This is a genomic window from Massilia sp. NBRC 108631 (assembly GCF_059704565.1).
In genome coordinates, this window is the sequence record NZ_BAAKJE010000193.1 from 1 (window position 1) to 20,758 (window position 20,758).

General features: G+C 66.9%; 23 protein-coding genes. 7 read left to right on the forward strand and 16 right to left on the reverse strand.

Annotation, left to right across the window (positions count from 1 at the left end; genetic code table 11):
• On the forward strand, positions 1-244 hold a 244-nt coding region (locus AC6H42_RS21145; protein WP_497548882.1), incomplete at its 5' end, for a TonB-dependent receptor domain-containing protein.
• Between the two features lie 11 nt (positions 245-255).
• Positions 256-1,716: a PepSY domain-containing protein gene (locus AC6H42_RS21150; RefSeq protein WP_057158725.1), complete on the forward strand. Its 1,461-nt coding sequence runs from the start codon at positions 256-258 to the stop codon at positions 1,714-1,716.
• Positions 1,717-1,768: 52 nt separating this feature from the next.
• Here AC6H42_RS21150 and AC6H42_RS21155 read toward each other — a convergent pair whose 3' ends face one another.
• Together AC6H42_RS21155 and AC6H42_RS21160 are read right to left on the reverse strand one after the other, a co-directional pair.
• Positions 1,769-2,368, reverse strand: coding sequence for an NADPH-dependent F420 reductase (locus tag AC6H42_RS21155; protein WP_057158579.1), 600 nt, complete (start codon positions 2,366-2,368; stop codon positions 1,769-1,771).
• A gap of 27 nt (positions 2,369-2,395) precedes the next feature.
• Complete coding sequence (locus AC6H42_RS21160) at positions 2,396-3,145, reverse strand: 3-oxoacyl-ACP reductase family protein (protein ID WP_057158578.1); 750 nt, start codon at positions 3,143-3,145, stop codon at positions 2,396-2,398.
• Positions 3,146-3,263: 118 nt separating this feature from the next.
• Between AC6H42_RS21160 and AC6H42_RS21165 the strand changes: the two genes are divergently transcribed.
• Entirely contained in the window at positions 3,264-4,193 is a 930-nt protein-coding gene (locus AC6H42_RS21165) for a LysR family transcriptional regulator (protein ID WP_057158577.1), read from the forward strand.
• A gap of 52 nt (positions 4,194-4,245) precedes the next feature.
• Here the strand turns inward: AC6H42_RS21165 and AC6H42_RS21170 are convergent, their stop codons facing one another.
• Positions 4,246-5,145, reverse strand: a complete 900-nt coding sequence (locus tag AC6H42_RS21170; protein WP_497548883.1) for a LysR family transcriptional regulator — start codon at positions 5,143-5,145, stop codon at positions 4,246-4,248.
• 124 nt (positions 5,146-5,269) lie between these two features.
• Between AC6H42_RS21170 and AC6H42_RS21175 the strand changes: the two genes are divergently transcribed.
• A complete protein-coding gene (locus AC6H42_RS21175; protein ID WP_057158575.1) occupies positions 5,270-6,034 on the forward strand; it encodes an SDR family NAD(P)-dependent oxidoreductase in 765 nt (254 codons plus the stop codon).
• Between the two features lie 283 nt (positions 6,035-6,317).
• Positions 6,318-6,725 (forward strand): nucleoside diphosphate kinase regulator, encoded by a 408-nt coding sequence (gene rnk, locus AC6H42_RS21180; RefSeq protein ID WP_157201192.1) that lies wholly within the window; start codon positions 6,318-6,320, stop codon positions 6,723-6,725.
• A 21-nt stretch (positions 6,726-6,746) separates the two neighbouring features.
• On the opposite strand, the gene AC6H42_RS21185 is transcribed toward rnk, so the two are convergent.
• From AC6H42_RS21185 to AC6H42_RS21195, 3 genes are read right to left on the reverse strand one after another with little or no spacing between them, the layout of a single operon-like run.
• A complete protein-coding gene (locus AC6H42_RS21185) occupies positions 6,747-8,060 on the reverse strand; it encodes an amidohydrolase family protein (RefSeq protein WP_497548884.1) in 1,314 nt (437 codons plus the stop codon).
• A 21-nt stretch (positions 8,061-8,081) separates the two neighbouring features.
• Positions 8,082-9,290 (reverse strand): dipeptidase, encoded by a 1,209-nt coding sequence (locus AC6H42_RS21190; protein ID WP_497548885.1) that lies wholly within the window; start codon positions 9,288-9,290, stop codon positions 8,082-8,084.
• Positions 9,239-9,724: a RidA family protein gene (locus AC6H42_RS21195; protein WP_082552233.1), complete on the reverse strand. Its 486-nt coding sequence runs from the start codon at positions 9,722-9,724 to the stop codon at positions 9,239-9,241. Before AC6H42_RS21195 ends, AC6H42_RS21190 begins: the two co-directional genes overlap by 52 nt.
• A gap of 99 nt (positions 9,725-9,823) precedes the next feature.
• Here AC6H42_RS21195 and AC6H42_RS21200 point away from each other — a divergent pair, with 99 nt between their 5' ends.
• Complete coding sequence (locus AC6H42_RS21200; protein WP_057158573.1) at positions 9,824-10,531, forward strand: helix-turn-helix transcriptional regulator; 708 nt, start codon at positions 9,824-9,826, stop codon at positions 10,529-10,531.
• Here the strand turns inward: AC6H42_RS21200 and AC6H42_RS21205 are convergent, their stop codons facing one another.
• The 7 genes from AC6H42_RS21205 to AC6H42_RS21235 form a co-directional block, all read right to left on the reverse strand.
• Entirely contained in the window at positions 10,532-11,575 is a 1,044-nt protein-coding gene (locus tag AC6H42_RS21205; protein ID WP_497548886.1) for a histone deacetylase family protein, read from the reverse strand.
• Between the two features lie 15 nt (positions 11,576-11,590).
• The gene (gene gshA / locus AC6H42_RS21210) at positions 11,591-13,183 is read right to left on the reverse strand and encodes a glutamate--cysteine ligase (RefSeq protein ID WP_057158571.1); all 1,593 of its coding nucleotides are present in this window, start codon (positions 13,181-13,183) and stop codon (positions 11,591-11,593) included.
• Between the two features lie 99 nt (positions 13,184-13,282).
• Complete coding sequence (gene prmC / locus AC6H42_RS21215) at positions 13,283-14,122, reverse strand: peptide chain release factor N(5)-glutamine methyltransferase (RefSeq protein ID WP_057158570.1); 840 nt, start codon at positions 14,120-14,122, stop codon at positions 13,283-13,285.
• A complete protein-coding gene (locus AC6H42_RS21220) occupies positions 14,119-14,592 on the reverse strand; it encodes a disulfide bond formation protein B (protein ID WP_057158569.1) in 474 nt (157 codons plus the stop codon). Before AC6H42_RS21220 ends, prmC begins: the two co-directional genes overlap by 4 nt.
• 88 nt (positions 14,593-14,680) lie before the next feature.
• A complete protein-coding gene (gene prfA, locus AC6H42_RS21225; protein ID WP_057158568.1) occupies positions 14,681-15,757 on the reverse strand; it encodes a peptide chain release factor 1 in 1,077 nt (358 codons plus the stop codon).
• An 88-nt stretch (positions 15,758-15,845) separates the two neighbouring features.
• Complete coding sequence (gene hemA, locus AC6H42_RS21230) at positions 15,846-17,120, reverse strand: glutamyl-tRNA reductase (RefSeq protein WP_057158567.1); 1,275 nt, start codon at positions 17,118-17,120, stop codon at positions 15,846-15,848.
• 109 nt (positions 17,121-17,229) lie between these two features.
• Entirely contained in the window at positions 17,230-17,919 is a 690-nt protein-coding gene (locus AC6H42_RS21235; protein ID WP_057158566.1) for a response regulator transcription factor, read from the reverse strand.
• 226 nt (positions 17,920-18,145) lie between these two features.
• Between AC6H42_RS21235 and AC6H42_RS21240 the strand changes: the two genes are divergently transcribed.
• The gene (locus AC6H42_RS21240) at positions 18,146-18,661 is read left to right on the forward strand and encodes a hypothetical protein (protein WP_057158565.1); all 516 of its coding nucleotides are present in this window, start codon (positions 18,146-18,148) and stop codon (positions 18,659-18,661) included.
• Positions 18,662-18,676: 15 nt separating this feature from the next.
• Here AC6H42_RS21240 and minE read toward each other — a convergent pair whose 3' ends face one another.
• From minE to minC, 3 genes are read right to left on the reverse strand one after another with little or no spacing between them, the layout of a single operon-like run.
• The gene (gene minE, locus AC6H42_RS21245; RefSeq protein WP_056400827.1) at positions 18,677-18,928 is read right to left on the reverse strand and encodes a cell division topological specificity factor MinE; all 252 of its coding nucleotides are present in this window, start codon (positions 18,926-18,928) and stop codon (positions 18,677-18,679) included.
• A 1-nt stretch (position 18,929) separates the two neighbouring features.
• Positions 18,930-19,745, reverse strand: coding sequence for a septum site-determining protein MinD (minD, locus tag AC6H42_RS21250; RefSeq protein WP_056400829.1), 816 nt, complete (start codon positions 19,743-19,745; stop codon positions 18,930-18,932).
• 27 nt (positions 19,746-19,772) lie between these two features.
• On the reverse strand, positions 19,773-20,558 hold the full coding sequence (minC, locus tag AC6H42_RS21255; protein ID WP_057158717.1) for a septum site-determining protein MinC: 786 nt from the start codon (positions 20,556-20,558) through the stop codon (positions 19,773-19,775).
• Positions 20,559-20,758 lie beyond the last annotated feature (200 nt).

Sequence of the window (20,758 nt, forward strand, 5' to 3'; positions counted from 1 at the left end):
GCGCGCCGGCGCCGGCGCGCGCTACGTCGGCAAGCGCTACATCGACAACGGCAACACCCAGGCGCTGCCTGCCTACACGGTGCTGGACGCCACGCTGGGCTGGAACGTCAACCGCAACGTGCTGGTGCAGCTGAACCTGCGCAACCTGGGCGACAAGCTGTATGCCAGCACGTCCTACAGCGACAGCCAGTACTTGCTGGGCGACCGCCGCCATGCCGAGCTGACCGTGCAGTGGCGCTACTGATCAGCCAGGCCATGGTTAACTGGAAGCGCCAGCTGCACCTGTGGCACCGCTGGCTGGGCATCGTCATCGGCCTGCTGGTGCTGCTGTGGTTCGGCTCCGGCATTGTCATGATGTACGTGCCTTACCCTGCGCTCACCGAGCAGGAACGCATGGCCTGGCAGTCCCCGCTGGACGCGGCGCAAGTGCGGCTCAGCGCCTGGGATGCGTGGCAAGCAATCGCGCAGCAAGACACGCAGCCCGGCATGCCGGATGCGGTGCGCCTGAACACCGTGGCCGGCCGGCCCGCCTACCATTTCCAGTCCGCGCGCGGCCTGCATTCGGTATGGGCCGATACCGGCGCCCTGCTGCGCATGACGGACGCCATGGCCATCGCCGCTGCCGCGCCAGCCATGGCGCCCGGTGCGCGCGGCGCATCCTCGCCGTCCGTGCAGCAGATGGAATTGGACCAGTGGACTTTCGGCCGCGTGGCCGCGCATCGCCCGCTGTACCGCGTGGACGCGGGCGACACCGCCGGCAGCGTGCTGTACGTGTCCGGCCGCACCGGTGAGCTGGTGCGCGACACCACGCGCAGCGAGCGTGCCTGGAACTGGGCCGGTTCGGTGATCCACTGGGTCTACGTCATGCCGCTGCGCAAGCATGGCGAAGCGTGGCGGCAAGTGGTGATGTGGACCTCGGCCGTGGCGCTGTTGCTGGCCATGACCGGCATGGTGCTCGGCATCCAGCGCCTGCGCCTGCGCCGCCGCTACGCCAGCGGCGCGCGCTCACCCTACAAGGGCTGGCAAGCCTGGCACCACTGGCTCGGCCTTACCCTCGGCACGCTCACGCTTACCTGGCTGTTCAGCGGCTGGCTCTCCGTCACGCCGTTCGGCTGGCTGTCCTCGCCCGGCATCACCGCGCAGGACAAGCGGGCTTTCGCCGGCGGCCCGCTGGCGCGCGACGACCTCACCGTGGCCGTGGCGGACGCGGTGCGCACTTATCCCGGCGTGCTGGAACTCGAATGGCGGCGCGTCGGCGGCCACCTGTACCTGGCCGCGCTGGAACGCTCCGGGCGCCAGCTGCTCGACGCGCACTGCGGCGAAGCGGTGGGCGCGCTGAAAGCGGACGCGCTGCTGCGCGCGGTGCAGGCCGTGCGGCCCGGCGTACCGGTGCGGCAAGCCGTCATGCTCACCGCCGGCGACCACTACTACTACAGCCACCACAGCCAGGCCGCCTTCCCCGTGCTGCGCGTGCAGTTCGCCGATCCCGGCGCAACCACTTTCTACGCCGACCCGGTGCAGGGCAAGCTGGCCGGGTACGCCGACAGCAACAGCAAATGGAACCGCTGGCTGTTCAACGGCCTGCACCAGCTGGACTTTGCCGCCGCCGTCCGCGCGCGCCCCGCGTGGGACGTGCTGGTGGTGTCACTGTGCCTGCTCGGCGCCGCGCTCAGCCTGACCGGCGTGGTGCTGGGCTGGCGCCGCCTGCGCAGGTAAAAGCGTTGCGCGTGCGCCGCAGCCGCAGCCGCAGTTAAAGCACCGCGCGCGGTCAGCCGAACTTCACCAGGTTCAGGCTGGGCAGCGGGCCGCCCGGGAACTGCGCCAGGCGGCCGCCGCCATCCAGCGTGCCCAGGTCGATGCCGGCGAAGCCGAGCTGCTGGATCAGCGCCATCACGGCGTGCTTGGAGGCGGCGTGGTCGCCCGAAACGAACAGCACCCGCTTGCCGCCCTGCGCGGCAGGACTGGCGGCCAGCAGGCCCGGTTGCAGGTGGTTGAAGGCCTTGACCACGTGCGCCCCCGGCACCAGGTCCTGCACCACCGAGCTGGACGCCTTGCCGTTCAGATCAGCCGGCTGGAACAGCGGCGCCTCGATCGGGTTGCTGGTGTCGACCACGATGCGCTTGGTCCACGGACCCAGGCCAGCCACGGCCGCCGGGATCCTGGACCAGGGGACGGCCAGGAATACCAGGTCTGCCTGTGCCGCCTCGGCGGCGCTGACGGCGGTCAAGGTGGGGCCGAGTTCGTCGGTCAACGCGGCCAGCGAGGCGGGGCCGCGGCTGTTGGCGATGGCGGCCGGGATGCCGGCACGGGTCAGGATGCGGGCGATGGCCGAGCCGATCTCACCGGCGCCGATGATGCCGATTTTCATGATGATGCTCCTTTCAACCAGTGGGGATTACGCGGTGAAGCCGCCGTCGACCAGCATCTCCAGGCCGGTGACGAAGGACGCTTCCGCGCTGGCCAGGTAGGACACGGCGCCGGCGATGTCGTCGCCCACGCCGTAGCGGCCCACTGCGATGCCAGGCTTGACGAAGTCGGCGACCGGACCGTCGGCCGGATTCATGTCGCTGTCGGTCGGTCCGGGGTGGACAACGTTGACGGTGATGCCGCGCGGGCCCAGGTCGCGCACCAGGCCGCGCGTGTAGCCGGACAGCGCGCCCTTGGTCAAGGTGTAGGCCGCGGCGGTCGGGAAGGCTGCGTATTGGGTCATCGAGCTGCCGATGTGGATGATGCGGCCGCCCTGGCCCATGTGGCGCAGCGCTTCCTGCGTGGCCACCACGGCGCCGGTGACGTTCACGGCCAGGATGCGCTCGAAGTCTTCGAACTTGATCTCTTCCGGCGCGCCCAGCACGCTGATGCCGGCGTTGTTGACCAGGATGTCGATCTTGCCGAATGTGGCGGCAACCTGCGCCACCGCCTCGCGCACCGCTTGCGGCGCGCCGGCGTCGGCCTGGATGGCGATGGCGCGGCCGCCTGCCGCCTCGATCGACGCCACTACCGCCTGCGCCTTCTCCGGCGAAGCGTTGTAGGTGATGGCGACGGTGGCGCCGTCGGCGGCCAGGCGCTTGGCGATGGCGGCGCCGATCGAGCGCGATGCGCCGGTGACGATGGCGACTTTGTCTTGCAGTTTCAGGGTGCTGGTCATGGTGTGCTCCGTTGAGGTGAAAAGTGGGGGACGACGGACACAGTATGGTTCCGGCCAGCCAACAGCAGTAGTCGGGACTGGCTATAATCAGTTTCAACGAATACTTGAAAGGCGAAGCGTGGAAACCCTGTCCAACCTGGCGTCCTTTGTGCGCAGCGCGGAGTCGGCCAGCTTCTCGGCGGCCGCGCGCCAGCTTGCGCTCACGCCGGCGGCGGTGAGCCGCAACGTGGCGCAGCTGGAGCGCAACCTGGGCGTGCGCCTGTTCCAGCGCAGTACGCGCGGGTTGAAGCTGACGGAGGAGGGCGAGCGCTTCCTGCAGGCCGTCAGCGGGGGCCTGGACAGCATCCAGGGCGCCATCGCCGAAGCCACCGCCAACAAGGGCGAGCCGGCCGGCGTGCTGACCCTGTCGATGCCGCCGCGTTTCGGGCGCCTGCACCTGCTGCCGCTGCTGCAGACCTACGCACGGCGCTACCCGGCCGTCACGCTGGACTGCAGTTTCGACAACCGCCAGGTGGACCTGATCGCCGAGCGCATCGACGTTGCCATCGGCGGCGGCTTCGAGCTCACGCCGGGCGTGGTGGCGCGCGAACTGGCGCGCGCGCACGTGGTGGCGGTGGCCTCGCCCGATTACGTGCGGCGCGCCGGCACGCCGCTGCCGCGCACCCCGGCCGACCTGGCGGGCCTGGACGGCGTGGCCATGCGTTCGCCGCAGACGCGCCGGGTGCGGGTATGGGAAATGCGCAACCGCAAAGGCATGGAGATGGCGGCCGAGTTGCGGCCCGTGCTGCTGGTGAACGACCCCGACGCGATCTGCGCCGCCGCGCTGATGGGCATGGGCGTGGCCATGCTGGCGCTGGCCGACGTGGTCGAGCACATCGAGCGCGGCGAACTGGTGCGCCTGCTGCCGGACTGGTACGCCGACGCCGGCCCTGTCTCGCTGTACTTCGCCAGCCATAAGCTGCTGCCTGCCAAGACCCGCGCCTTCGTCGACGTCGTCACCGAGTCCTTTCGCGAGCAGGGCCTGGCCCGGCGCTTCTCCGCGCAGTAGGCTCCCGCGTCAGGCAGACGGCTGCGGCAGGCCGGCCCGCACCGCGCCGGGCTTACTCCAGCGCTGCGAACAAGTCCGCCGTCCAGTCGATAAAGACCCGCAGCCGGCTGCTCACGTAGCGCTTGGACGGGTACACCACGTAGAACGGATAGCGGGCCGGCTGCCAGTCGTCCAGGATGGGCACCAGCGCGCCGCTGGCGATGTGCGGCGCGGCCGCGTGGCGGAAGGTCTGCATCACGCCCAGGCCGGCCAGCCCGGCGGCCACGTGGGCGTTGCTCTCGTTGACGCCCACCGAGCGCTCGCCCAGGATCTCCAGCCTTTCCCCCTGTTTGGCGAAATTGAGCGGCATGCCGCGGCCGGTGCGGGTGGACAGGTAATGCACCACCACGTGGCCCTGTTCCAGTTCCGCCGGATGCCGTGGCGTGCCGTGGTCGCGCAGGTAGGCCGGCGTGGCGCAGGTGACCCAGGAGGTGCTGCCCACCTGGCGCCCGATCAGCGACAGGTCCGTCAATTCCCCGCCCCGAATCACGCAGTCGACGTTGTCGCCGATCAGGTTCACGTGCTTGTCCGATACGCCCAGGTCGATGCGGATGTCCGGATAGCGCGCCAGAAAGGCCGGCAGCGCCGGCAGCAGCACCAGGCTGGCGGTGGAGCTGCCCAGGTCCACCCGCAGGTGGCCGCGCGGGCGCGACTGCGCCGCGCTGAAGCTGGCGTCGACGTCGTCCAGCTCCTTCAAGAGCCGCTGCGTTTTCTCGTAATACTGCGCGCCCTCGGGCGTGACCGACACCCGCCGCGTAGTGCGCTGCAGCAGCTTGATGCGCAGGTGCGCCTCCAGCGCCTGCACCGCCTTGGTCAGCGTGGCGTTCGGCATGCCGAGCGTATCGGCGGCCTTGGTGAAGCTGCCCGCTTCCACCACGCGGGCGAAGGCCCGGATGGCTTGCAACTGGTCCATAGTTTGTCCTTATTATTCACAGAAGGGAATAAAGCATTCTGTTATTGACACTTTATTCAACAATGGAGCGGGCGTAAAGTGACTTCCGTCGTCATTCACATTCACTCTCTTGAAGGAGCATCAAATGAACAACGCACTGAAACTGGCAGGCAAAATCGCACTGGTCACCGGCGGCACCACCGGCATCGGCCTGGCTTCGGCACAGGACTTCGCGGCGCAGGGCGCCACCGTCTACCTCACCGGCCGCCGCCAGGCCGAGCTGGACGCCGCCGTGGCCACCATCACCGCCACCGGCGCCACCGCCTACGGCATCCAGGGCGACGTCGCCAGGCTGGAAGACCTGGACCGCATCTACGCCGACATCGAAGCGCGCTCCGGCCACCTGGACGTGTTGTTCGCCAACGCCGGCGGCGGCGACATGATGCCGCTGGACGCCGTCACCGAAGAGCACTTCGACCGCATCTTCGACACCAACGTTAAAGGCACGCTGTTCACCGTGCAAAAAGCGCTGCGCCTGCTGAAGGACGGCAGCTCGGTGATCCTGACCGCCTCCACCACCTCGGTGAAAGGCACCGAAAACTTCAGCGTCTACAGCGCCAGCAAGGCCGCCGTGCGCAACTTCGCCCGCACCTGGCTGCTGGACCTGAAACCGCGCAACATCCGCGTCAACGCCGTCAGCCCCGGCCCGGTGCACACCCCGGGCCTGGCCGGCCTGGTGCCGGAAGAGCATCAATCCGGCCTGCTGGGCCACCTGGCCACGCTGGTGCCGATCGGCCGCCTGGGCCAGCCTGCCGAAGTGGCCAAGGCGGTAACCTTCCTGGCGTCGGACGACAGCACCTTCATCAACGGCATCGAGCTGTTCGTCGACGGCGGCATCGCGCAGATCTGAGGCGCGCCATGACCGCCTGCGCGGCATGGCCGTGCATGCCAACTCCTGAGTAAAGCGGTTATACTCGGCACAGTCCCGACACCTGATTCCTCATGACCCTGCCGAGTAACCGTCCGTATTGCGCCGTTTCGCCCCATTGTGGCGAAGGCTGGCGCGCGCACGCGCGCGATCTCGCCGGCCTTTCCTGAGGCCCGGCGGGAACGCCGGGAAGACACCGTCTTCCCTCCCTCCGGGCCGCTCTCCATCTGCCTTGCCTTTTTCCTGACATTTGTGGAGTTACATCATGAGACCCAATATCGTTGTGTCGTCCATCGACATGGAACGTCTTGAAGCGCTGATCGATTCGCTGCCTGCGGCGCAATCAGCCGCCCAGCATGCGCTGCTGGAAGAACTGGCGCGCGCCGACATGCTGGAGCCGGCGGACATGCCGCCCGACGTCGTCACCATGAATTCGCGCGTGCGCTTCGCGCTCGACCGGCCCGCCGAGGAGTTCACGCTGACGCTGGCCTATCCCAGGGACATGCAGCCCGGCGACGAGCGCATCTCGGTGCTCACGCCGGTGGGCAACGCGCTGCTCGGCCTGGCCTGCGGCGACAGCATAGACTGGACCCGTCCCGACGGCGCCGCTTTCAACCTCACCGTGCTGGACGTGCTGTACCAGCCGGAACGCGCCGGCGAGCTGCACCGCTAGGACGGCGCGGCGGCGGCCCGCTCAGTCCTTGTGTTCGGGAATGGGCGTGAACTGGTAGTCGCTGCGCGCGAACTGCCGGCCGCGTTTCACGGTCAGCACCACCGAGCGCACGTTGGCGATGTCCTGCAGCGGGTCTTTGTTCAGGAACACCATGTTGGCGAACTTGCCCGCTTCCAGCGTGCCGATGTCGCGCTGCTTGCCGACCGCGATGGCGGCGTTGGCGGTGGCGGCGATGATGGCTTCGTTCGGCGTCAGCCCCGCGTACTGCACCAGCCGTTCCAGCTCGCGGTCCAGGATGGGGTAGGGATCGTCGCCTTGCCCGTCGGTGTCGGTGCCGGCGATGATCTTCACGCCCGCCCGGTGCGCGGCGCGGGTGATGTCGCCCGCCAGTTCGATCCGGCAGCGCGGCGTGCCCGTGGGCGCGTACACGCTTAGCGTGGCGTCCAGCAGCGAGCCGGATTTGGCCAGCGCCGCGATGTATTTGCGGATGCCGGGATCGGCCGCCGTCAGGCCCGCGTAGGATGGCTCGCCGCTGTGCCCATAGGCAGCCTTGCCGGCCTCGCGCACGTAGCGCGCCACCATGCACGCGTGCGACACCGAGGTGGCGCCCAGCGTGTCGTACGGCGTGGACGGATAGACCTGCTGGTGCGTCCATACCGGGAAGCCCTGGCGCTTGCCTTCCTTGATCAGCTTCGCCACCAGCGGGCCCGGCAGGTTGGCGTAGATTTTCAGGCCGGCGGCGCCGGTGCCGCGCGCTTGCGCGATGGCCAGCGCGATGTCGGTCTTGTCGTCCACCGAGTACAGCCAGGGCACCTGTCCCGGCACCGTGCCTTGCGCGGCGGCGACGGTGCGCGGGTCTTTGAAGAAGCTGGGGCCGGCCACCAGTGCCGAGTAGTAGATGTCCGGCGACGGGATGCGGTTCAGCAGCGCATCGCGCGACAGCGAAGCCAGTTCGCGCGCATCGCCCGCCATGTCGCGCACGCCGGTCACGCCGCCGTACAGGTTGCGCTTCAGTTCCGCTTCGGCATAGGGCCGGTTCGGGTTGGTGGCGTAGTGCACATGCGAGTCGATCAGGCCGGGCAGCACGTACATGCCTTGCGCGTCGTACTCGGTGGCGCCGCTGTCCGCCGGCACCTGCGCTGAGGGGAGGATGGCTTTGATGCGTTCGCCTTCCACGACAATCGCCATGCCGGCGCGCGGCGCGGCGGCGGTGCCGTCGATCAGCGTGGCGCCCCGGTAAATGGTTTGCGTGGCTGCGGCGTGGGCGGCGCCTGCGCACAGCAGGGCGATGGCAGCCGCGACGGGCTTGCGGAGGATGCGGGTGATGTGGAGCATGGATGCTTTGCTAAAGGTGGATCAGCCCCACACGCCGCCGGCGGTGCGCAGGAAATTGAGGCCCAGGATTTTGTCGATGCGGCTGGCGCTGTGGCCGCGTTTGGCCAGCAGGTCCGCCAGTTTCCAGAACTTATCCGGTCCTTGCAGGTCGGGCAGGAAGGTCACGATGTCGGCGCGTTCGCCGGTGGCGCCGATGCCGCTGGCGCGCCGTTGCGCCACTTCCTTTTCCAGCCCGCGCATGTAGGCCGGCATGTCGTCGATGCCGCTGACGTTGCCGTCCGTGCCGATGCCCACATGGTCTTCGCCGCACACGTTGATGGCGTGTTCCAGGTGCGCCACCAGGTCGGCCGCCATGGGCTGCCGGCCGATGGCGAGGAAGGGCATGAAGTAGATGCCGACGAAACCGCCCTTGTCGGCCACCATGCGCAGTTCGCGGTCGGTCTTGTTGCGCGGCAGGTCGGCCACGGCGCGGCAGCCGGTGTGCGTGATGGCGACCGGCTGGCTGGAGGCGGCGATGGCGTCCAGGCAGATGCGCTCGCCGCTGTGGCTCAGGTCCACCAGCACGCGGTGCCGGTTCAGCGCCTGCACCACTTCGCGGCCGAACGGCGTCAGGCCGCGGTTCTCCGGCGCCATGGCGCCGTCGCCGAGCTGGTTCGGGCCGTTGTAGGTCAGCTGGATCACGCGCACGCCGAGGTTGGCGAAGGTCTCCACGCGGCGCGCGTCCTTGCCCATCATGGCGGCGTTCTGGAAGCCGAGGATCACGCCGGTGCGGCCCTGCTCGTGCGCGCGGCGGATGTCGGCTGCGCCGTGCACTTTCAGCAGCGCGCCGTTGCGCCGGAGGAAGGCGTCCCAGGCCGCCACTTCGCGCACGCTTTGTTCGTATGGATCGTGCTTGCCGAACACGAAGCCGATGGTCATGTTGAAGGCGCTCAGGCCTGCGGTCCTGGCGTCCTGCAGCGAACGCGCATCGATGGCGATGGCGTTCGGGGCGTCCTGATCCGCTTGCGGGCGATTCGGGTTGTCGATGCCGCCCAGCGCGTCGATGATGATGGGACGGCGCACGCGGGCATCGGCTGCATCGGCCGTTGCGGCCGCTTCTGCCAATGAAGGCAGGCTGGCGCCAAAGCCGAGCGCAGCCGCCTGCTGAAGGAAAGCGCGGCGGGTGCCGGCCGCTTCCTTCACCGCGCGCCCCGCTTGTGCGCCGGCGCCGGCGGCGCGTAGGCCAGACATTCAACCTCGATCTGGCCGCCCAGCGCCAGGGCGTTTACGCCGAAGGCGCTGCGAGCCGGCAGACGGCCGGGTGTAAAGTAGTCCACGTAGATCTTGTTGAAGTCGCCCCACTTGCCCATGTCCGCGATCATCACCGTGCATTTGACGATGTGGTCCATGCTCAGGTTCATGCCCTTGAGGATGTCCTGGATATTGTCCATCGTCTTGCGCGCCTGGGCTTCGAAGCCGCCCGGCACCAGGCCGTTGGCGTCGGTGCCCATCTGGCCGGACAGGTGGATGTAGTCGCCCGCCCGCACCGCCAGCGTGAACGGCCGCGAAGCGGGGTTGCCTTCATTGTAGTAGCCCAATTGCGGCACGGGGGCGGCACTGTAGGCCAGGCCTGGCAGCGCCACGGCCATGGCGCTGGCAAGTTTTTTGTAGTGTCTGCGTTTCATGCGGAAATTATAGGCACGGGTGTGCCTCGCGCGGTAAACATTATGTTGAAAATGATGGTTCGGTTAGAATACTTCAACACTTTGTTGAATCTCTGCGCCATGAAAATCAAACCCTCCCCCGCAATCCAGGCCGAACGGGACGCCGTCATCAATGCCCTGCGCCCCGTGGTGCCCATGCTGGCGGCCATGGCGGGCACGCACCTGGAAGTGGTGCTGCACGACGTGAGCCGCCCGCAGAACTCGGTGGTGGCTATCGCCAACGGCCACATCTCGGGGCGCGCCGTCGGCAGCTCGGTGCTGGAGGGGCCGCACGGCGACAAGGGCTTTGCCGCCGCCACGCGGGTGATCTCCACCAGGGGCGCGGTGCACAGCGTGGTGGACGACTACACCACGGTGACGGCGGACGGCCGCACGCTCAAATCGGCCTCGGCGATTTTCCGTGACGCCAGCGGCGTGCCCTTCGCAACCCTGTGCCTGAATGCGGACGTGTCGGTGTTCCAGGCCACGCATGCCTGGCTGGGGCAGATGCTGCAGCCGTTCCGGCAAGCCGAGGCGGAGGCCAAACCCTTCGTACCGGCAACGGCGGCACCGCAGATGGACGCGCTGATGCGGGAAATTATCGGCGACGCGGTACAGTTGGCGAAGATGAGCAAGGAGGAGAAAATCCAGGCGGTGCGCGAGATGCAGCGGCGCGGCCTGTTCATCGTGAAGGGCGGCGTGCAGCGCGCCGCTGCGGCGCTGCAGGTATCGCGCTTCACGATCTACAACTACATGGAAGAGCTGCGCCGCCGCGAGGGCGTGCAGTAACTACAAGGCCGTCTCGTACCCTTCCAGCACGTTGACCACGTTCACGCCCAGTTCCTTGACCGCGTAGCCGCCTTCGAACACGAAGGCGGTGGGCACGCCCAGCCATGCCAGGCGTTCGCCAATGCGCAGGTAGTCCGCGCTTTGCAGCGCGAAGTGCGACAGCGGATCGCCGGCGAAGGTGTCCACGCCCAGCGACACCACCAGCGCTTCCGGCGCGTACATCTGCAAGCGCAAACAGGCCGTCTCCAGCGCGGCGAACCACGCCTGCGTGCTGCTGCCATGCGCCAGCGGCAGGTTGACGTTGAAGCCCAGTCCCGCCCCGGCGCCGGTCTCGTCGGCGTGGCCGAGGTAGAACGGATACTCCTGGCGCGGGTCGGCGTGGATGGAAACGAACAGCACGTCGTTGCGGTCGTAGAAGATGCTCTGCGTGCCGTTGCCGTGGTGGTAGTCGATGTCGAGGATGGCGACCTTGCGCGCGCCGTCGTCGAGCAGGTGCTGGGCCGCCAGGGCGGCGTTGTTCAGGAAGCAGTAGCCGCCGTAGAAATCGGCCCCGGCGTGGTGGCCCGGCGGGCGCGTCAAGGCGAAAGTGCTGCGCTCGCCCAGGCGCAGCGCATGCGCCGCGTTGACCGCGCAGTCGGCGCCGGTCTTGGCGGCGGTCCAGGTGCCGGCCGTGATGGGCGTGCCGCTGTCCATCGAGTACAGGCCCAGCTTGGCGCAGAAATTGTCGGGCTCAACGTCCGAGCGCAGCGAGCGCACCGGCCACACGGCGGGGAAGGCGTCCTTGCCGGCGTTGGCCGGATCGAGCGCCAGCCATGCGTTCCAGGCGCCGCGCAGGAAGTGCAGGTAGCGCGGCGTGTGCACGCGTTCCAGCGTCATCAGCGGCACGCCGTGCGGCGTGACGATCTGGCCCAGGCCGCGCCGGCCCAGCTCGGCCAGCACGGAGTCGGCCCGCTCCGGTTTCTCGAAGCAGGGCACCATCTCGCCGCGGAAGATTTCAAAGCGCCCGTGGTGCTGGCCGTGCTGCTCGTTGTAGAAGGTGAGCACGGTGCTAGCCTGCGCTCAACCGACGTTCTTGCACAGATTGCTGTTGCGGTAGGCCGCCACGAAATCGTCGAAGCTGCCGGTGTTGGCCGCTTCCATCCCGGCTTGCTCCGCCAGCGAGGCGGCGGCCTGCGCTTCGAAGTAGGCGTTTTCCTCGGCGGTGGGCGGATGGCTGCGGAAGTAGGCCGCGTGGCGCTCGCTCTGCCGCAGGCCGAAGGCGGCGAAGGAGCCGCCGTTGGCGCGCAGTTCGCGCAGCACGTGGGCCGACGGCGTGCGGTCCGGATCATCCAGCTTGGCCGCTTGCACCGCCATCGCATCGGCGTGCGCGCTGTCGCCGCGCTGGCGGTCGAGCAACTCGGCCACCGGGCGGATGCGCTCCAGCAGTTCGCGGCCCCACACCGGCAGTGCCACTTCGGCGCCGTTGTTTTGCAAGGTCAGGCCCGGGCGGCGGCCTTCCTTGACGGTGCGCGCAAAATTTTCGGTGTAGATGCGGCCCTGCTCTTCGGAGATCACCGGGCTTGCCTCCAGCGCGCAGAACAGCAGGAAGGCGTCCAGGAAGCGGCCGGTTTGCAGGCTGATGCCGATCGGCTCGAACGGGTCCACGTCCATGCAGCGCACTTCGATGTACTGCACGCCGCGCGAGCACAGCGCCTGGATCGGGCGTTCGCCGCTGCGGATGACGCGCTTGGGGCGTATCGTCGAGTAGTACTCGTTCTCGATCTGGATCACATTGGTGGACAGCTGCACCCATTCGCCGTCCTTCTTGGTGCCGATTTCGGCGTACGGCGCGTACGGCTGGTTCACCGCCTTGGTGAGCGTGGCGACGTAGCTGTCCAGGCAGTTCTCGTGCGGGCTGAGGCCGGACTGGGCGTCGTTCTGGTAGCCCAGGTCGCTCATGCGCAGGCTGGTGGCGTAGGGCAGGTAGAGGGTGTCGTCCGACAGCTGCTCGAGCTTGTGCGGACGGCCGCGCAGGAAGCTCGACGACAGCGCCGGCGAGGCGCCGAACAAGTACATCAGCAGCCAGCTGTAGCGGCGGAAATTGCGGATGGTGGCGAAGTAGCTTTCCGACTGATAGGCCTTGGCCGACTGCTTGCGTTCCGTGTTCTCGCTCTCGTCCAGCAGGCGCCACAGCCGCTCGTCCAGCGAGTAGTTGTAGTGGATGCCCGCGATGCATTGCATGGCCTTGCCGTAGCGCAGCGCCAGGCCGCGCCGGTACACATGCTTGAGCATGCCCATATTGGATTTGCCGTACCAGGCGATCTCGATGTCTTCCTCGGCCGGCAGTTGGCAGGGCATGGATTGGCTCCACAGCATTTCGCTGCCCAGCTTGGTGTAGCTGAAGCGGTGGATGGCGTCCAGCTTGTCCAGCGTGATGGCGATGTCGTGCTCGGCCGGGGTGATGAACTCCAGCAGGGTTTCCGCGTAATCGGTGGTGATTTCAGGATGTGTCAGCGCCGAGCCCAGGGCCGCCGGGTGCGGGGTTGCCGCCAGGTGGCCGGTGGGGTCCACGCGCAGGGTTTCTCGTTCAATGCCGCGCAAGCCGCCGCCCAGCACCGCGCGGTGCTTTTCATCGGCCAGGATGGCCAGGCGGCGCGTCAATAGGTTGGACAATTTGAGCTTCCTTTCTGGTGCAGCAACTAAGATTGGTGCGAGATTAACCGAAATCCGCCAACTGCGTCGGAGATGGTCCAAAAAGCTCGGATTGCTATATTAACAAACTGCGCCGACGACCCCGCCGGTGACGCGTTCGATGCCCGCCAGGTCGCGCCAGCTTTGCACCTCAGTGTACCCCTGCGCGGCCAGCAGGGCGCGCACGGACTCAGCCTGGTCGTAGCCGTGTTCCATCAGCAGCCAGCAGCCCGGCGCCAGATGCTGCGGGGCGCCGGCGGCGATGGTGCGCAGCGCGCTCAGGCCGTCCGCGTGGTCGGTCAGCGCGCCGCTCGGTTCGAAGCGCAAATCGCCCTCGGACAGGTGGCGGTCGCCGCTGGCGATGTAGGGGGGATTGGAGACGATCAGGTCGAAGCGTTCGCCGGCGGCGGCGCTGTACCAGTCGCTTTCCAGGAAGCGCACGGCGGCCTGGTTCAGGGCGGCGTTGCCGCGCGCTACCTCCAGCGCGGCTGGGCTGACGTCGAGCGCGGTGACGGCCGCGTCGCGCCGGGCGTGGGCCAGCGCCACGGCGATGGCGCCGCTGCCGGTGCCCATGTCCAGCACGCGGCCGGACGGCGGCAGGCGCTCGATGGCCAGCTCCACCAGCAGCTCGGTGTCCGGGCGCGGAATCAGCACGGCCGGGCTGACGTTGAACGGCAGGCCGAAGAATTCGCGCTGGCCGACGATGTAGGCGATCGGCTCGCCGTCCAGGCGGCGCTGCAGCAGCGCGGACAGGCGCGCCGCTTCGTCTTCGGTGATGACGCGTTCGGACTGGGTGATCAGGCCCACGCGCGTGAGGCCCAGCGCATGGCAGACCAGGATGCGGTTATCCAGCGGGTCCAGGCGTTCCGGGTAGCCGGTTTGCGCCTGCAGCGCGGCGACGGTGGTGCCGGCTGCGATCATCGCGCCCGGCGGCGCAGCAGGGACCAGCCCAGCGCCACGGCAAACAGGCCGAACCAGACGAAGGCCCACTGCGGAATCGACATGCCCAGGATGCCGTCGGTGGCGTTCTCGCACAGGCCGTCCGCTTCGAACAGGAAGGGCAGGTAGGTGGCGGTGGGAATCTTGTTGAGCATGGTTTCCATCGGATCGATACCGCAGGACAAGCCGGGGTGTGCCAGCACGTACAGGTGCTTGCCGGCCACGCCCAGGCCGCCCAGCGCGCCCAGCAGGCCGATGCCGGTGCCGATGGCGGTGTGCTTCATGAAGTAGCCGGCCAGGCAGGCGAAGCCGATCAGCAGGAACAGGTAGCGCTGGATCACGCACAGCGGGCAGGGCAGCAGATCCACCACGTGCTGCAGATACAGGGCGACGCCGATCAGGCCGAAACAGGCGAGGGCGATGGACAGGAGCAGGGAACGTGGATTCATCATGACAATGGAAAGATTATAGGCGGGCCAATTCTCGCACAAACCGGCGCGCCCGCGCCTTAAGCCTCAATTAATCAAGGTCAATCCGCGATCAATCGCCCAGCGCGGCCAGCAGCTCGGCCTGGTGTTCGGCGGCCAGCGCGTTGGTCAGCTCAGCCAGGTCGCCGTCCATGATGAAGTCCAGCTTGTACAAGGTGAGGTTGATGCGGTGGTCCGTCATGCGGCCCTGCGGATAGTTGTAGGTGCGGATGCGTTCGCTGCGGTCGCCCGAGCCGATCAGGCTCTTGCGGGTGGCCGCCTCCTTCGACTGCTGCTCGCGCAGCTGCACGTCCTTGATGCGCGCCGCCAGCACCTTCAGCGCCTGCGCCTTGTTCTTGTGCTGCGAGCGGTCGTCCTGGCACTCCACCACGATCCCGGTGGGCAAGTGGGTCAGGCGCACGGCCGAGTCGGTCTTGTTGATGTGCTGGCCGCCCGCGCCCGAGGCGCGGAACGTGTCGATGCGCAGGTCGGCCGGGTTGATGTGCACGTCCTCCACTTCGTCCGCTTCCGGCATCACCGCCACGGTGCAGGCCGAGGTGTGGATGCGGCCCTGGGTCTCGGTGGCCGGCACGCGCTGCACGCGGTGGCCGCCGGACTCGAATTTCAGTTTCGAGTACACGCCGTTGCCCACCAGGCGCACGATCACCTCGCGGTAGCCGCCCAGGTCGGACGGCGATTCGGACACCATCTCCACCTGCCAGCGGTTGCGCTCGGCGAAGCGGGTGTACATGCGCAGCAGGTCGCCGGCGAACAGGGCCGACTCGTCGCCGCCGGTGCCGGCGCGGATTTCCAGGAAGATGTTGCGCTCGTCGTTGGCATCCTTGGGCAGCAGCATTTTCTGCAGCGCCAGTTCCAGCGCGGCCAGGCGCTCTTTGCCCGCCTCGATTTCTTCCTGCGCGAATTCCTTCATTTCCGGATCGGCCAGCATGGCCTGCGCCTCGGCGATGTCGCCCAGCGCGCCCTGGTATTCCTTGTACAGCGCCACCAGCGGGCCGAGTTCGGCGTGCTCGCGCGTCATTTTGCGGTAGCTGTCCATGTTGGCGGTGGCGCCTTCGGACATCAGCAGTTCGTCCAGTTCGGCGAGTCGGTTTGCCAATTGGTCCAGCTTGGCCAGCATCGATGGTTTCATGGGTGCTCTTTAATACGGGTATTGGATGGAGTGGCGCGCACGGCGCCGGCTAAACGGAAGGTGGCGCGGACGCCGGGTGCGGGCAGCGCTAACGGCGGCCGCGGAACATCTGGGGCAGCAGGGTGGCCAGCTGGGCGCGCTCGTCGCCCTGGGCCCGGTGCAGCGCCTGCTGCGGCCCGTGCATGAATTTGGCCGTCAGGCCCTTGGACAGGGCTTCCAGCACCGCGTCGATGTCCTCGCCCTTGGCCAGCATCTTGCGCGCCCGTTCCAGTTCCGCCTGGCGCATCGCTTCGCCGCTTTCCTGCAGGGTCTGGATCACCGGCACCACGGCGCGGTCGTCCACCCAGTGCATGAAGGACTGCACCCGGGTTTCAATGATGGCTTCGGCCTGCGCCACCGCCGCCTGGCGGTTTTCCATGCCGGTTTGCACTACTTTGCCGAGGTCGTCCACGGTGTACAGGAACACGTCGCTCAAGCGGCCCACTTCGGGCTCGATGTCGCGCGGCACGGCCAGGTCGACCATGAACATGGGTTTGTGGCGGCGCGCCTTGATGGCCCGCTCCACCATGCCCAGGCCGATCAGCGGCAGCGAGGAGGCGGTGCAGGAAATCACGATGTCGTAGTGCTGCAGGCGGTCCTGCAGGTCGGCCAGGCGCATGGCCTTGGCGCCGAAGCGGTGCGCCAGCTGCTCGCCGCGCTCCATGGTGCGGTTGGCGATGGTGATGCTTTTCGGATTCTGCGCCGCAAAGTGCGTGGCGCACAGCTCGATCATTTCGCCGGCGCCGATGAACAGCACGTTCTGCTCGGAGATCTTGTCGAAGATGCGCTGCGACAGGCGCACGGCGGCGGCCGCCATGGACACGCTGTGGGCGCCGATCTCGGTGGTGCTGCGCACTTCCTTGGCCACCGAGAAGCTGCGCTGGAACAGCTGGTGCAGATAGGTGCCCAGGCCGCCGGCTTCTTCGGCGGTGCGGATGGCGTCCTTGATCTGGCCCAGGATCTGGGTTTCGCCCAGCACCATCGAGTCCAGCCCGGAGGCCACGCGGAAGGTGTGGCGCACCGCCTGGTGCTGGGGCAGCATGTACAGATGCGGCCGCAGTTCGCTGTAATTGAGCTGGTGGAAGTCGGCCAGGAAGTGGCCGCCCGCGTCGAGCGGATTGGCCACGTGGCTGGCCGCGTACAGCTCGGTGCGGTTGCAGGTGGACAGGATGGCTGCTTCGTCGCTGCCCACCGGGTCGATGCGCTCGAACCACGCGCGCGCAGCCGTCACCGCCTGGCCCAATTGCTCAGGGGCGAACGCCAGTTGTTCGCGCAGCGACACTGGAGCGGTGGTGTGGTTGAGGCCGACGGCAAGCAGTTGCATTTTAGACAGTGTGCGGACGGGATAGGAACGTTACCGGTCATTATACCGTGATGTGTCCAGCCTGACCGGCAGCCCGGGCCGTATAGCCCCTATGCGGCGGCCGGCGGCATTAGGCGCCGAGCTTTTCCAGGCGGTAACCGTAGCTGTACACCGGCACCAGGCGGAAGCCGTTTTCCGGCTTCAGCTGCAGCTTGTTGCGCACCCGCGAGACGTGGGTGTCCATGGTGCGCGACGGTACGGCGGTTTCCCGTATCCAGACCGCCTCGTGGATGTAGGCGCGCGACAGCGGCCGGCCGATGTTGCGGAAAAACAGCAGCGCCAGGTAGAACTCCTTGTGCGTCACGTCCAGCACGGCGCCGTCCATCAGCAGGCGGCCCGGACGGGTTTCGAAGACGTACTGGCCGAATTGCAGCTGTTCGGCGCCGTTCTGGGTGGGATAGGCGCGGCGCAGCAGCGCTTGCACGCGCGCCACCAGTTCGCTGCGGCGCAGCGGCTTGATCATATAGTCGTCGCTGCCGGCGGCCAGGCCGGCCACGATGTCATCCTCGCCGGAGGCGGTGGTGAGGAACAGCACGGGTGCCTGTTCCGGCATTTTTTCGCGGGCGCGGCGCACCACTTCGGCGCCGCCCATGTCGGCCACCTGCCAGTCCAGGATCAGCATATCGTAGCTGTCCTTGCGCAAGTGGCCGAGCAGGTCCTTGCCGGTCTGGAAGCCATGGCAGATATGACCGGCCGAGGTCAGCACCTGGCAGATCACGTCGGCTTGGCTACGGTCATTGTCTAGAACTACGATTCTCATGATGATAGGGCGGGTCGAAGCCGGCAGTGCAGCTGCCGTTAGTTAAATTATAGTCATGCTTTTGCGACAGAGTGTTAATTACTTCATAAATTGATGATTTCCACGGGATTTTTCCAATAGGAATCACTGATGTTCTTATGCAAACTCGTCGTATGATTACACGGTACACGGTAAAAACGGGCTTTTCAATGTCCTTTGGTACAATTGCGTAACACGAAAAGTCACTATGTTTACGAAAAAAGATGCCAAATGGACATTGATTCCAGCCTCCGACCGGGAGCTGGAAGAAGTGCGCGCGCGCTGCCGGCGCCTGGTGCAGCGGCGCGCGGCGGTGTCGGCCGGGATCTCGGCGGTACCGATCCCGGGCCTGGACGTGGTGTCCGACCTGCGCCTGTTTTCCGAGCTGATCGAGGACGTCAACCGTGAGTTCGGCCTGACGCCGGAACAGGTGGGGCGTTTGCAGCCGCGTTTCCGGCTGCTGGCCTACCAGGCGGCCGTCAACGTGGGCGGCACCATGGTGGGCAAGTACGTGACCAGGGAAGTGGTGCTGCGGCTGCTGCAGCGGGCCGGCGCCGGTTTGATCGCCAGGCAGGCGACCCGTTTCGTGCCGCTGGCCGGCCAGGCCACGGCGGCGGCGATCGGCTTTTTCGCCTTCCGCCAGATCGGCTACCAGCACGTGGAAGCCTGCGCCAAGGTGGCGCAGGAAGTGATGCTGGCGCAGCAGCAGGCCGCGCCTCTCTGAATTTGCGCTGGATTATTACGCGTCCGGCAGCACCACGTTCACATCCAGCACCTCCAGGTTGCCCTGGCGGTCCAGCGAAATCTTGATGTCGTCCGCGTTCACCTTGGTGTACTTGGAGATCACTTCGATCAGTTCCTTATGCAGGGCGGGCAGGAAATCCGGACCGGCGCGGCCATTGCGTTCGCGCGCGATGATGATTTGCAAGCGTTCCTTGGCGGCAGTGGCCGTCTTGGGCTTGGACGGGAACAGGAAGGACAGCAGGGCCATATCACTTCCCTCCGAAAATACGCTGCAGCAGGCCGGGCTTTTCGTAGGTCGTAAAGCGCAGCGGCAGGTCCTGGCCAAGGAAGCGCGACACCACATCTTCGTAGGCGTCGGCCACGTCGGTGCCCTTGAAATGGATGGCCGGATTCCCCTGGTTCGACGCGTGCAGCACCGATTCCGATTCCGGAATGATGCCGATCAGCGGAATGCGCAGGATTTCCTGCACGTCCTGGTAAGACAGCATTTCGTCCGCTTCCACGCGCTTGGGCGAGTAGCGGGTGATCAGCAGGTGTTCCTTGACCGGCTCGCCGCCCGATTGCGCGCGGCGCGACTTGGCCTGGATGATGCCGAGGATGCGGTCCGAGTCGCGCACCGACGACACCTCCGGATTGGTCACCACCAGCGCCTCGTCGGCGAAGGTCAGCGCCATCAGCGCGCCGTGCTCGATGCCGGCCGGCGAATCGCAGATGATGTATTCGAAGCCCATGTTGATCAGCTCGTGCAGTACCGCTTCCACGCCTTCTTCCGACAGCGCGTCCTTGTCGCGCGTCTGCGAAGCGGGCAGGATGAACAGGTTGTCGCAGTGCTTGTCCTTGATCAGCGCCTGGGTCAGCGACGCTTCTTTGTTGATGACGTTGATCAGGTCGTACACCACGCGGCGTTCGCAGCCCATGATCAGGTCCAGGTTACGCAGGCCGACGTCGAAGTCGATCACCACGGTTTTGTGTCCGCGCAGGGCCAGGCCGGAAGAGAAGCTGGCGCTGGAAGTGGTCTTGCCGACACCGCCCTTACCGGACGTTACAACGATAATTCTTGCCACGAAAGAGTCCTTTACAAAGCTGATGCTTTAAGCGCGAGTAGGTGAATTGACAGATAGTATATCGATTCGGTCCCCCACCAGGCTGATTTGTGTCGGCTTGCGTGCGTGCTCGGCGGGGAAACCGTCTTCAAAAGTGCTGTACACGCCGGCAATCGACACCAACTCCGGCGACATCGACATAGCGAAGATGCGCGCCTCGGCATTGCCGGAAGCGCCCGCCAGCGCGCGGCCGTTGAGGGTGTTGTAAACATGTATGCTGCCGTCGGCAATGATCTCGGCGCCGTTGTTGACCACGGCCGTGACGATCAGGTCGCCGCCGCGCGCGTAGATGCGCTGGCCGGCGCGTACCGGGGTGTCGATGATCATGGTGCCGGCGGGGGCGTTGCCGGGCGCCAGGGTGGGCGCGGCGGTGCCGGATGCCGCAGTCGGGGTCGGCACCGGGGCTTCCACCTTGGCCGGCCGGGGCGGCTTGGCCGGGGCCGGCTCGTCGCGCTTGCCGCTGTCCAGCGACAGGCCGTGGGCCACGATCTCGTCCACCATGTCCGGCGCGGCATTGCGGACTGCCACCGGGTTCAAGCGGTATTTTTTCAGGAGGGCAATAGTGCTTGCCCAGTCGATGCGTTCGCAGCCGGGCGCCAGCGAGCCGACGTCGATCACGGCCAGGTCGCCCTCGAAGAAATCGGGCGTGCCGCCGGTCATTTCGTTGAGCGCAGCGTCGAGTGCGACGCCATCCGAGGTGTACAGGATGGCGGAAACAGCGACTACAGTGGAAATCTTGATTTCGATGGGCTTTTGGAACGAGCTTTTGGACATAAAACGATCAGTAAAGGAGTCGGCTTGGCGGCCCATCGGCCAGGATTTGCCAAAGGCTCAAGCATTTTACTGTGGTTATGCCGGAAATGGGAGTGCCGTTCTGTTAATCAAACGGCGGGAGAGGCAGGCGGCATGCGGCATGCGGCGCTGGCCACTCCCGCGGCGGGAGCGGCCAGCGCCGCCGGGGGTCGGGGCCGGCG